The sequence below is a fragment of the Corynebacterium sp. 22-2729 genome (assembly GCF_053479475.1).
The window spans coordinates 75215-87590 of sequence record NZ_JBRBCA010000009.1; the positions used below are offsets into that span (position 1 = coordinate 75215).

The following is a 12376-nucleotide window of genomic DNA, read 5'->3' on the forward strand; positions in this document are numbered from 1 at the left end:
GCACTAAACCGCCAGCCCACGGTTGCGCCGCCATTGGCGGTACACCAGTGCAGTCACGGTTCCCGCGTACAGCATGCCCGTCACCACCAGAACCGCGTGCAGTCCCACCTGCACATACATCCAGCCGCCCAGCAGTGCCCCGCAGGCTAGCGCCATCCACAGAGCGAAGTAGCGTATCCAGTCGATGTGAGGACCGCCGAACAAAGCGGCCACGAATCGCTGCGACATCTTCACCAGCGTGCCGGTCATATATGTCAGCGAGATGCTTACCTCGCCATCGCGTTCGAACGTAGAGTTCATCGCACCCACGGTGAACGACAGACTGTACACCGCCAGCTGCTCGTGCCCCGTTAGTACCATCACCGATGCGAGAGTGGAGGTTGCACAAATAAACAACAGGATCGCCTCACGAGTGCGCGTGCGTGGCAAGTGCCGATGTCCCAGTTGGCTGATCAGAGCCCCAATTCCCACGCCGACCAAGAACAGCACCATCACGCCGCCCGCTGTCGCAGCAACCTCCCATTTCCCCGCGTTTACTGCCGCCGTCAGGCGCGTGGTGTTACCCGACATAAACGAAAGGAAGTACCCTCCCAAGTACAAAAACCCCAACGTATCGACAAAGCCCGCGATAGAGGATAGATAGATCGCCAGTGCATGTTCGCCGATACGGTAGCCCTTCATGGCGCAATCGTAGCAATACCGATGCGTACTACGTGGACTAGTCGTCCCAGCTAGGGTTCGTGATTCCCTCTTGCTGTGCGCGGTATTCCACCAGAGACAGCAGGTATTCCTGAGCACCTTGGTAGGCATCGGCGAATCGCTCATCGCTGACGTACATCCGAGCCAGAATCAGCTGGCGCGACGTAGTGACGTCATACCACTGGTTGATCGTTGCGCGGTGCTGCTCGACCAGAGCTTGTGCCTTGTCGCTTTCGGGCGCGACGCCCGCATCTCGGGCGGTAACAAGTTCAGCCACGAAGCGGTCGTGGTCGTCCTTGATTTCCTGAAAATCTTCATCGCCCAGCGAATTCAGCTTCTCTTGAGCCTGCTGGTACTCGGGAGTGTCCCCCCAACGCTCGCGTGCTTCCTCCTGATAGGCAGGCATGTCTTCGCCGAAGTACTTCTTGATCTTGTTCATTTGTTCCATGGTGTATCCCTTCACTTGCGTTGTATCTATTAGGTCACTGACCGCACGCAATTGGCTCTTCACCTGGTCGAGCTTTTGCGTCAGCGCAGCTCGGTGGGTTCGGAGTGCACGATCCAGCGCTGCCTCGGAAGGGGCATCGATTAGGTCGGGTATGTCCGCCAGTTTGAAGCCCATGTTCCGGTACAGCACGATGGTCGCACCAATGCGCAGATCGTCTTCGGTGTAGAGCCGGTAGTCGCCCAGTGTGCGCCACTGCGGGGTGAGGAGCCCGATGGAATCCCAGTGGCGCAGGGCTTTGGGCGTCACTCCCAAGAAATCTGCTGCATCGCCAATCGTGTATTCGGTCATGGGAAAGATCCTTCCGGTTGTCGCAGGGGCAAGGTCAAGCCGAGAGTGGAAAGGGGGGCGGCGACTGCGTGGTGAGATTGTTATGAATTCATCTTCAGGCAACCTCGCGCTTACCTATTGGCGATAACTTGTGGGAGTTCAATTCTCGCAGAAAAGGAGCACATCTATCGTGTCTACAAACTCGTCCAACAATTCGCCTAGCAACTCGCAGCAGCCGGAAAACCAGAAAGCGCCCAATAAAATGAGCGTAAACCGCCGTAACTTCCTGGCCGGGACGGGAGCGTTGGGCGTCACCGCGGCATTGGCGCCGGCAGCACAGGCGCAGGCGTGGAGTTCGTCGGCTGGCTCGCTGGCCGGTTCCAGCTTTGGTCCAGGCCGCGGAAACGGCAGCAACGGTAACGACGGCAGCGACAGTAGCGGTGGCGACAACAATGGCACCGGAGCAGACATGCCGCTGAAGTTCAATGGCAACGGCAAGTTCAAGATCGTGCAGTTCAACGACACCCAGGATGACCATCTAACGGACCGCCGCACCATTGAATTCATGGGCAAAGTCCTCGACCAGGAAAAACCGGACTTCGCGCTGATCAACGGTGATGTGATTTCGTCTGGGCCGAAGACCACCGAGCAGGCTTTCCAGGCCGTTAATAATGTGGTGCTGCCGATGGAGTCCCGCAAAATCCCGTGGGCCATTACTTTCGGCAATCACGACGAAGACTCCATGGAAGACGGCACCCAGGCCGACGAGATCGCACTGCTGAACTTTGTCCGCAAGTACAAGTACAACCTCAACGTTGCCGACGATCCGATTCATGGCGAATCCAACGTATCGCTGCTGGTTCAGAGCAACGCGAACCCGAACCCAGCATTTGCCATCTGGCTACTGGATTCCGGCAACTACATCGGCGAGGAGCTTGCGGGGCAGGAGACCAAGGAGATTCCGGGCTATGACTACATCCATAGTGACCAGATCCAGTGGTACCGCGATACCTCCCGTAGCTACGAAGAGCGTTTCGGCAAGAAAATCCCGGGCCTGATGTATTTCCACATTCCCACCTATGAGCACCGCGATATGTGGTTCGGCGGCCCCTACAATAACGACCCCATCAAGCACGGCCAGGCGAAGAAGCGCCATGGCATCGAAGGGGTAAAGAACGAGGATGTCTACGTCGGTGCCTTCAATCCTGGCATCTACTCCGCCGTCCGCGAGCGCGGCGACGTGCTGGGTATCTACTGCGGCCATGACCACATCAATTCATTCAACGGCAACTACTTCGGTGTAGAGCTGGGCTACTGCCCAGGCACCGGGTTCGGACCCTATGGTCTGCATGACGGCACCTGGGACATGCACACCTTGCGAGGTGCCCGTGTGTTCGAGCTGGACGAGGCCGACGAGCGTGTCTACAAGTCGACCCGCTTGGTTTTTGCCAAGGAGTTGGGCTTGGATATGAATCCGAAAAAACAGCCGCTGGACAAGCCTGCGGACCTGCCCGAGTACGTGTCCATTAAGTAGCTCTTCTCGTGGGCGAAAGCGCTCTCGGTGCACTGGTCATGGCCAGATAGGATGGGGACAATGTCCGTCAATTCACCTGAAAACATCCTTCTAAATCTGCCCGACGAGCAGTGCGCCATCATCCGCGGCGTCTTCGACGAACTCGCCAATCGTGGATTCCCTCTACAACGGCAGACTCCACACATCACAGTCACGTTCTCCCCGAACATGGCCCCGCATGTTGTGGAACGTGCCCGCGAAATCCTGCCTGGCGCCGTCCCCTCCGAGCTTGAACGTAGGGGAGTGGTCGTCTTCGGCACAGGCAAGAAGCAAACCGTTGCGTGGCTATTGGAAGCCACCGATGAGCTGGAAAATGCCGCCCGCGAGCTGAGCGCGCTCAACCCTGACGGACGAGGCCCACGCTGGGTGCCGCATCTAACGGTGGGGCTACGGCTGCCGAGGGATGTTGTTCCTTCTTATATTGACGCCCTGTCTCAGATCACCCCGCGGGAGCTCAAGTCGATCAGTGCAGCTGAGGCAGCATATTGGAGACCAAGCGTGGGTGAACGGGTGCTACTTGCCTAAAACAAGGTGGGAGGCAGTCGCCCGAAGGACTGCAGATGTTTGGTAATCTGCCCTTCGTAAAAACACAGCTGAACTAATAGGAGCCATAGGGCGCAGCTAAGTTTACAAGTTAAAAGAGGGTGTTTCTCACGTCCACGTCAGCAAAAGAGCCGGTTGTAACACCGGCTTTTGTCTTTGCATGGTTGGTGAACTTTGCACAGTTCATGATCTTCTACGTTCTGGTTACGACCATGGCAGGGTATGCAGTTAAGGAATTTGCGGCCAACAACGCAAGCGCAGGCCTGGCCTCCAGTGCCTTCGTCATCGGCGCGACAGGCGCGCGTGTGTTTTCGGGATTTCTCGTCGACGCGGTGGGACGTCGACGTGTTCTGTTTACCTCCCTGGTTCTGGTGATCCTAACCTGCGCGTTCTACATTCCGGCACACTCTCTGGGGCTGCTAGTTGCGGTGCGTGTCATCCACGGCATTGGCTACGCTTTCGCCAGCACCGCTGTGATGGCCGTTGCCCAGTCCGTGATTCCGAGTGCGCGCCGGGCGGAGGGCACGGGCTACTTTGCTCTAGGCACCACCTTGGCTACTGCTATTGGCCCGGCACTGGGTCTGTGGTTGGTAGGGTCGGTTGGTTACTCCACCATGTTCAAGGTCGTAATTGGGATGTCCGTTGCGGCGTTCCTGCTGTCGCTATTGGTTCGCTCGCCAGAGCCTAAGGACGGAGCTCATCATCACCGTCCCAGCTTCAACCTGTCGGCGATCGTGCATCCCAAGGTTGCCCCCATCGGTTTCTTTATGCTGCTAGTCGGTATTTGCTACGCCGGAGTAATCACCTACCTGAACAGCTTCTCTGAACGCAACGATCTGGTCACCGGTGCCCAATACTTCTTCCTTGCCTATGCCTTGGTCACGTTGGTCATGCGTTTCATTTTGGGCAAAGTGCAGGATGAAAAGGGCGACAATATTGTCGTCTATCTGGGATTGGTGACCTTCGCGATTGCTTTGGTTGTGCTGGCATCGTCTACACAGGATTGGATGGTCATCCTGGCCGGTGCTCTCACTGGCCTGGGCTATGGTTCGCTGATGCCAGCCGCACAGGCGATTGCTGTTAAGGCGGTGGAGCCGCACCAGATGGGCGCGGGTATTTCCACGCTTTTCTTGCTCCTGGATGTGGGTGTTGGCTTTGGTCCTATCCTGCTAGGCATGATTGTTTCTTCCACCAGCTACCAGGCCATGTATGCAATGTTGGCCGGGCTGGTCGTCTTGAGCGGCGCCGTGTACTTCCTTGTTCACGGTCGCAAGGTTGGCTAAAGTTCGCTAGAGTTCCAACCTTCTCCGCACACCAATTGAGGTATCGCGGAGAGCCCTCGAAAGGATCTTTGTCGCATGCTGCACGCCGTGAGTTTCGCGTTGGCTGATTCCGTCAACGTCCTATTAATCGGCGTGCTTTTCGCTATTGCAGTCATGCATCCGCAGCCGCGGCGTTATAGCCCCATTGCTGCCGTGCTGGTGGCGGGGGACTGGTGCGGCGTACTCCTGCTGTCTTTGTTAACGCTTCTGCTCTTTAATGGCATTGAGGATGTCGTGCAGACGGCTTTGGCGTCGCCGATTTTTGGCCTGGTGCTTATTGCAATCGGTCTTCTTAGTGCCTTTTTGACGCTACGAGGCGGCGACCCGAGCCCTATGATCAACCGTCTGGCTAAGCCCCTCCGCAGGGCATCGCTAAGCACCTTTCTTTCAGGCATGGTGCTGGGACTGGTGCAGTCCGCAACGTCGGCGCCGTTTTTCGCTGGCCTAGCCTATCTAAGCACGGTGGAGATCAGCACTTTCGCGAAATATCTGACGGTGGTTCTTTACGCCACGCTCGCACTCAGCCTGCCTGCGCTCTCTGCAATCGCACTGGGCATGGTTTTAAGGAAACCGAATAGTGGTTTGGCGAAGTTTATCGACGGGCTGCGCCATCGCAAGGAGCAGATGGTGGCGCTGGCAGGCTATGTGGTGGCAGCGATGTTGATTGTGTTGGGGCTGTTGAGCTTCCTCTAGGCCTCGCCGAGGAACTCCATCCACTTATCCCACTCGCGCTTGGTCTGCTCCATCCCGTCCTGCCAAGATTTTTCTAGCCGATCCAGACGGCGCTCAGTATTGCTGACCTGCATCTTTTCTGGATAAAAAACCAAAGCCTGCCCTTTTGATTCCAGCTCTGCGATCTTGTCGGAAGCTAGATTGTACTTCGGCGGACGATCAATCATTGCCTGGGCGACGGCGGGACGCTTGCGCAAAAGCGCGCGCACCAGCTGCGGGCTGCGAAGCGCTGGGCGAACGTATCCCTTGGGCTTGGTACGCAGAACCAGGAACTTCTCAAAACCATCTTCGATGGCAGCGTCGAGGATCAGGCCACCGGACTCCCCAAGGGCACCATCGACATAATCCACGCCATCAATAGTCGGCACCGGCATAAGCCCCGGCAGCGTGGAGCTGGCTCGCACCTTGCGCATGAGGTCGGGAAGATCCTTGACGTCCTCGCGTCGCCAGTACACCGTCTCGCCGTTATCAGCACGGGTAGCTCCGATGCACATCTGGGAGGAGGAACGTTGGAAGGTTTCCCAATCGAAGGGAAGGTCGTTGCCTGGTGCTCCGGCGGTTTCGTAGATGTACTCCGCATTGAAGTAGCCACTGCCGCGCAGGAGAGACTTAAACCCTCCAGACTTCGGGTGACCGCCGAATTCAACAAAGGATTCGCGGGCACGCTTCCGATCCCCGGAAAGGAAGTTCACGGTGTGAGAGGCTCCGGCACTGATACCCCCGACCCAGCCGAACTCAATATTGTGTTCTAGCAGCTGGTCGATACAGGCCGCCGTGTAACTATTTCGCATCCCCCCGCCTTCGAGGACGAGGGCTACTTCCTTGGCGGACATGTCAGAGCCTCCTAGTATTTTTGGCTTTAAATACCTTTGTCGTGCGCCGGCCTATCGGGAACGCAGTTTCTTCACCCCAGCGACCACCGCCACGATAATTGCGCCGATGATCAGTCCGAAAATCAGGCTAAAGCCAGTCTCGGTAAACCAAGTTACTGCGCCACCGAGGTGTTCGACGCGCTCCACCACATGGTGAACCTTTTCATAGGGCCAGTGCAGGCCGAGTTCGTCTAGACCTACGAGCAAAATGTGCCCGCCGACCCACAACATAGCCAAAGTGCCAATGATGCCAATGGCGGTGAGCAGTTTCGGCATGCCCTGGACAAGCAGACGGCCGAATTTTTTCGTCCCCTCGCTTGCACCCTCCTTGCTCATCAACGCCAATCCCATGTCATCGATCTTGATGAGTAGACCGACAAGACCATAGACCGCAAAAGTGATGAGCAGGGCAACGATAATCAGAACCAGCGTGCGGTTCAGCAAGGGCTGGTCAGCAACCTCGTTGAGCGAAATCACCATAATCTCTGCGGACAGGATGAGGTCGGTGAATACCGCGCCACGGACCAACGCATCCTCTGATTGGGCTGCGTTGTCTGCGTTGTCTGCGTCTTCTGGGGTTTCTGCGTCCGCTGAGTTCTCTGTATCCGCTGTGTCTTCTTCATGCCCACCCAGACCAAGCTTATGGAGGACCTTCTCCGCGCCTTCATAGGACAGGTAGAAGCCACCGAGCATGAGGAGGGGAGTAAGGGCGCCAGGCAGCAACCAACTGAGCAAGAGGATGATCGGCAGGATGATAACCAGTTTGTTGACCAGGCTGCCCTTGGTGATCTTCCAAATGATGGGCAACTCACGCGCCGGGGTTACACCGGCAACGAACTTCGGGGTGACTGCGGCGTCATCAATAACAACCCCGGCTGCCTTCGTAGAAGTGCGTCCCGCCATAGCAGCGACGTCATCCGTCGTGGCCGCGGCCTTCTTGGCGATAAGAGCAATATCGTCTAACAGAGCCGCAAGGCCAGCTGCCATGGTGAAATCTCTTTCCTTTCAGAGCCGAGCAGTGAACGGGTGTGCTCGGCTATTTTTCGGCAAAAGCCCCGCTTAGTTCCCTGCGTGTGCGCCGAGAGCCTCATCGATGGGGGTATCGCCGTTATTAAATTCAATAAAGTGGCCGGCCAGCTCCGGGCGATCGACAACCTGTGCAATGACGGTTGCGACATCAGCACGAGAGACCTGGCTGGACTTCAGTGCATCGCCGTCGTTGGCGGTTCCATCCGCCTTAGGCGCACGAGTCTCGATTTTACCGGTCGGTTCCTCCAACGTCAGGGCAGACGGCCCGACGAGCGTCCATTGGGCTGCCGAATCACGCAGGTGATCGTCCGCGGCTGCCTTCGCCTCACAATAGGTGAACATGGAGTGATCCTCCGGCACACCGTGGTCGGCGCGGGAGTTGAAGTAGCTGACCATGATGTAGCGCTTTGAACCTGCCGCGTCGATGGAGCGGATTGCGGCGTCCCGGTCGACGCGCAGGGTGCGTGCATCGTCGCCACCGCCGACGCCCGCGGACCAGATGATGACATCCTGATCGGCGAAGAGCTTTTCGAAGCCGGCAACGTCTAGTTGCTCGATGTCCTGTACGACGGCTTTCGCGCCGGTAGCCTCCACATCTGCTACGTGATCGGGGTTGCGCACTACGGAGGTGACAGTGTGGCCGGCCTTGACGATCTGGGGCGACGCCTTCAATGCCACCTTGCCGTGGCCTCCGAGGATCATCACATTCTGAGCGTTAGACATTCTTGCAGTCCTCCTTTTGTGTTTGCTTCTTCGCTAGCCGTAAAACGGCTCCAGTTTCTCTCAACGGGATAGGACGGAGCTCTATTCCGCGCTGCGCTTTTCCGCCAGCGGGCCGATGCCTCCAGCACCAATACATACGAAGTCGTCTTCTCCGCCCCGACTGTGGCGATCCGCCACCTCTGCACGTACAAGCAGGATTCCGCCACCGCCCGAAACTCGTACCCAGCGGGGCTTGAGTTGTGTGTCCACCTGGGCTTGGGTGGCACGCTGTTCGGTTTGTTCGGCATCCTCCAGACCGTTGGGGGTGGTGATCGTCAATGTCATGTCGGAAGTTGCCGTCGCATTGAGTTGCCAGGTCCAGTCACCGAAAGGCAGGGATTTATCCAGCAAGATAGCGCGGGATTGCCCTGCGCGGATACGTACTCCGCACTCGGGTTCTTTCCCAGGATTGCTTGTTGCCGACGCCACCACTTCCGCAGCTACCAGTTTTCCGGATTCGTCGATTATCTGTGGTTCGTGGTCTAACTGGGTGACAGCCGGCTGGCCAGTCAGGGTGGAAACTCGGTCATATGGATTTACTACAGGGGTGAGAATATCCAGTGGCGCTGGTTGTTCCATGAGCTGCGGTGGCTCACCCGACCCATCCAGCTTGGTGGCAGCGCGCAGGTTGGCTAGGTAATCCGCGGTCCGATCATTGTCCCAAGCGCGAACCCAGGTGAAGGTCGAAACAAGACTGATGCTGAAAGCAACGAGGATCACGCCTACCCCTACCCAGAGGCGTCGTCTCGTGCCCGTGCTGGTGGCGCGGCCGGTGGGGACGTGGGGGCGTCCAAAAGAAAGGGCACAACAACCGATTGCCAGTACGGCGAAGGTAAACCAGTCAGCGAAGTAGTGCATAGAGCACAACAGCAGGCCAGAGGTTCCGGTGCTGTTGCGTGCTCGGCTGAGCAGGGCATAGATGATGGCGAGGTATGCCAGGATCGTCAGCAGCCCCAAGCAGCGACGGCGAGTATCGCGACGTAGCCACAATGCGACGCTGAGGGCGATGAGTACCGCGCTGGTGATGCCCCACCACGGCGGAGCTGTGGCAAACGCGCTAGACGGGGACCAACGATCCCAAGACAATGGTCCTCCGAGCATTCCGGGCAGCACGGTGGTGAGGAGGCTATTGGGAAGCGTCGACCAGAGCGTCTGACGCGCCGGGGTTTCAGCAGGCAGTGGGGAAAGGGTTAGGAAGAGCAGCGACCAAGCGATGAAAAGTGCACCCGGGGCTGCGAAGAAGCGAAGCAGGTCGCGCCGGGGTAGGCCAGCTAGCAACGCTAGGGCGATCGCTGCAGGAACGATGGTGAGCGCTTTTTCCGTAAAGAGCAGTGCTAAAAGCAGTATGACGGTGGCAGCGAAGCTATAGGCGAAACTCCGATGGGCGGCAAACAAGCACAGGAGGAATCCAGCCATGCCGATCTGCCAGGCCAGGGCGTTGATGCCGGCGGACCACCATCCGGCGGCGTCCATGAGAAAAGGGCTGAAAAGTAGGGCGGCGTAGAGTCCTACGGTCGTGATGCTGCGACCGGTAAGACGGATACAGAACACAGCCCACAGTGCCGCAGCAAGGGCGCTAAAGAGCAACAAAAGCGAGGCCGGGAGCAGCCAGTTCAGTGGCGCTAGGTGATGGGCTAGTACTTGAATAAGCGCCGACGCGGGCATGAGGTGACCGTCGTAGTTAGTGAAGTAATCACCGAAGGATCCGCCGTCGAACGTGGCTGGGATGAGGAAGTCGTCCCAATAGAACGTGCGCTGGCTGAGTTGGAGAGCACGGACGACAAGCGAAACAACGGCCAACGCGCCTAACAGTGCAGTGAACTTGTGGTCGCGTGGCCGAGAGGACCGGGACGTGAAGGAGCGGGACGGGGGAGGGGTGGAAGGTGTGGTGTGCACAGTGTGGAGTGAGATGTGGGTGTGAGATATCGGTGAGTAATGAAGCCGTTTGCTAATGCAGCTAGTTTTGATCGCCCGCTTGGTTGTCTAGGCTGACGGGCTGCACGGAGAGGTACTCTACGTCGCCGGAGCAGCCTTCCAGCCCCTTCATGGGCACATATGCTGCCTTGGTTTGCTCCGGGGGATACACGCGGAGGCCATCTGCCTTTTGTGCCTTGCAGTCCTTAGGGTCAAGGGCGCCGGTCTGTGTGATTTTTACGCCAGCAATGGCGGATGTACCGGGATCAAGCTTTACAGTCTCGCTAGGAGCGCCCTTTTCACGTTGGGCGGGCTTACCTAGCTGGGTGCCATTGTGGTTGGTGACCATTGACACACCGGGGAAGCCACGCATCGAACAGGGTTCAGTGGAGGTGTTTTTAAACACCACATTCACGAGGGTAGAACCAGCTGCACCTTGTGAGTCTGCAGTGGTGATTTCCAGATCGTTGGTGGCGCACATGCCGCCCTTGCCGACGGAGCCGTCGTCGGTCTTGCTGGCGGTGCTGCCAGTGCTGTTGGCTTTCTGATCCGCAAGGGCTTGAGCGGAGTTGTCGTTTGCGCTCTGGCTTTGAACAGAGGCGGCCTCGGAGGGGGTGGTGTCCTCGTCCTCGCAGGCTCCCAAAGTCAGTGCAGTACCGGCAAGTAGCAAGGCGGCAGCACCGGTGGTAAAAGCGGCCCGCGGGCTGCGAGTACGGAACGTGACCGGGCGACGGCGTAGGCTCTTCATATTTATCACTGTAAAGGGCTGGTGCGTATGTGGCCAATGAGGCTGCCCATTTTGTTATCGAAAGGTGAGAGGACGGTGATGTTGCAGCATTCAAAGGCCGATGCGCCGGCGTTAAAATCCATATGGAATTATCGCTTTCAAATCACCGACGCGCCGGAGCGCATTACACTCGGTGGGAAAGAACGTTCTCAACTTCACTGCTAGAGAGGCGAAGAATTAACCATGGGCTTCAACCCTGATTTCGAACCATTCCGTCTACCGGACGAGTACATTGCTCTGCGCGAGGCTATCCGTGATCTCGCTGAGCAGCAGATTGCACCGTACGCCAAGGACGTAGACGAAGAGGAACGCTTCCCACAGGAAGCGCTGGATGCCCTGAACGCCGCTGGTTTCAACGCCATCCACGTACCGGAGGAGTACGGCGGCCAGGGTGGCGACTCCCTCGCAGCCGTTATCGTCATCGAAGAAGTAGCTCGCGTTTGTGCGTCCTCCTCCCTGATCCCGGCCGTGAACAAGTTGGGAACCATGGGGCTGATCCTCCAGGGCTCTGAAGAGTTGAAGAAGGAGGTTCTGCCGGATATCGCTAACGGTGCGATGGCTTCTTACGCTCTTACGGAGCGCGAGGCTGGTTCTGACGCCGCAGCGATGAAGACCCGCGCTGTCCGCGAAGGTGACGAGTGGGTAATCAACGGCTCCAAGTGCTTTATCACCAATGGTGGTAAGTCCACGTGGTACACCGTCATGGCTGTAACTGATCCGGAGGCTGGTGCACGCGGCATTTCTGCATTCATGGTGCACAAGGATGACCCGGGCTTCAGTGTTTCCGGTTACGAGCACAAGCTGGGCATTAAGGGGTCTCCAACGGCAGAACTACTGTTTGAGAACTGCCGCGTTCCAGCTTCCCGCATGATCGGCGAGGAAGGTACCGGTTTCAAGACCGCCCTGCAGACCCTGGACCACACCCGCCCGACCATCGGCGCGCAGGCGCTGGGTATCGCACAGGGTGCGTTCGACCAGGCAGTGGCTTATGTGAAGGAGCGTAAGCAGTTCGGCAAGGCAATCGCCGACTTCCAGAACACCCAGTTCATGCTGGCAGACATGAAGATGAAGATTGACGCTGCCCGTCTGATGATTTACACCGCCGCTTCCAATGCCGAGCGCGGTGTAGCCGAGGACGGCGCCAAGCTGGGTCTCATGGCTGCAGGCTCCAAGGCTTTTGCCTCTGACGTTGCCATGCAAGTCACTGTCGACGCCGTTCAGCTGCTCGGTGGCTACGGCTTCACTCGCGACTTCCCGCTGGAGCGCATGATGCGCGATGCGAAGATCACCCAGATCTACGAAGGCACCAACCAGATCTGCCGCATGGTGATGGGCCGCCAGATCTTGGCTTAGCGGTGGGGGTAGTAA

12 protein-coding genes are annotated in these 12376 nt (G+C 57.9%); 5 read left to right on the forward strand and 7 right to left on the reverse strand.

The window, feature by feature from the left end:
• Positions 1-3: 3 nt before the first annotated feature.
• On the reverse strand, positions 4-681 hold the full coding sequence (locus ACUY2T_RS07900) for a YoaK family protein (RefSeq protein WP_448308183.1): 678 nt from the start codon (positions 679-681) through the stop codon (positions 4-6).
• Positions 682-718: 37 nt separating this feature from the next.
• Positions 719-1495 carry a MerR family transcriptional regulator gene (locus tag ACUY2T_RS07905; RefSeq protein ID WP_448308184.1) on the reverse strand — a complete coding sequence of 259 codons (777 nt, stop codon included), beginning with the start codon at positions 1493-1495 and terminating at the stop codon, positions 719-721.
• A 169-nt stretch (positions 1496-1664) separates the two neighbouring features.
• Between ACUY2T_RS07905 and ACUY2T_RS07910 the strand changes: the two genes are divergently transcribed.
• The 4 genes from ACUY2T_RS07910 to ACUY2T_RS07925 all read left to right on the forward strand — a co-directional run bounded on the left by ACUY2T_RS07910 (position 1665) and on the right by ACUY2T_RS07925 (position 5605).
• Entirely contained in the window at positions 1665-3008 is a 1344-nt protein-coding gene (locus tag ACUY2T_RS07910) for a metallophosphoesterase family protein (protein WP_448308185.1), read from the forward strand.
• 60 nt (positions 3009-3068) lie between these two features.
• On the forward strand, positions 3069-3572 hold the full coding sequence (locus tag ACUY2T_RS07915; protein WP_293789629.1) for a 2'-5' RNA ligase family protein: 504 nt from the start codon (positions 3069-3071) through the stop codon (positions 3570-3572).
• A gap of 119 nt (positions 3573-3691) precedes the next feature.
• On the forward strand, positions 3692-4873 hold the full coding sequence (locus ACUY2T_RS07920) for an MFS transporter (RefSeq protein WP_448308186.1): 1182 nt from the start codon (positions 3692-3694) through the stop codon (positions 4871-4873).
• A gap of 75 nt (positions 4874-4948) precedes the next feature.
• Positions 4949-5605, forward strand: coding sequence for a hypothetical protein (locus tag ACUY2T_RS07925; protein ID WP_293789634.1), 657 nt, complete (start codon positions 4949-4951; stop codon positions 5603-5605).
• Here ACUY2T_RS07925 and ACUY2T_RS07930 read toward each other — a convergent pair.
• The 5 genes from ACUY2T_RS07930 to ACUY2T_RS07950 form a co-directional block, all read right to left on the reverse strand.
• Positions 5602-6477 carry a patatin-like phospholipase family protein gene (locus ACUY2T_RS07930; protein ID WP_448308187.1) on the reverse strand — a complete coding sequence of 292 codons (876 nt, stop codon included), beginning with the start codon at positions 6475-6477 and terminating at the stop codon, positions 5602-5604. The genes ACUY2T_RS07925 and ACUY2T_RS07930 overlap by 4 nt on opposite strands.
• A gap of 51 nt (positions 6478-6528) precedes the next feature.
• Positions 6529-7503, reverse strand: a complete 975-nt coding sequence (locus tag ACUY2T_RS07935; protein WP_293789640.1) for a DUF808 domain-containing protein — start codon at positions 7501-7503, stop codon at positions 6529-6531.
• Positions 7504-7575: 72 nt separating this feature from the next.
• Positions 7576-8268, reverse strand: a complete 693-nt coding sequence (locus ACUY2T_RS07940) for an NAD(P)H-binding protein (protein ID WP_293789643.1) — start codon at positions 8266-8268, stop codon at positions 7576-7578.
• Positions 8269-8349: 81 nt separating this feature from the next.
• Positions 8350-10107 (reverse strand): hypothetical protein, encoded by a 1758-nt coding sequence (locus ACUY2T_RS07945; protein WP_448308188.1) that lies wholly within the window; start codon positions 10105-10107, stop codon positions 8350-8352.
• 157 nt (positions 10108-10264) lie between these two features.
• Positions 10265-10969: a DUF4232 domain-containing protein gene (locus tag ACUY2T_RS07950; protein ID WP_448308189.1), complete on the reverse strand. Its 705-nt coding sequence runs from the start codon at positions 10967-10969 to the stop codon at positions 10265-10267.
• 222 nt (positions 10970-11191) lie between these two features.
• Here ACUY2T_RS07950 and ACUY2T_RS07955 point away from each other — a divergent pair, with 222 nt between their 5' ends.
• Positions 11192-12361 carry an acyl-CoA dehydrogenase family protein gene (locus ACUY2T_RS07955; RefSeq protein WP_448308190.1) on the forward strand — a complete coding sequence of 390 codons (1170 nt, stop codon included), beginning with the start codon at positions 11192-11194 and terminating at the stop codon, positions 12359-12361.
• Positions 12362-12376: the final 15 nt, after the last annotated feature.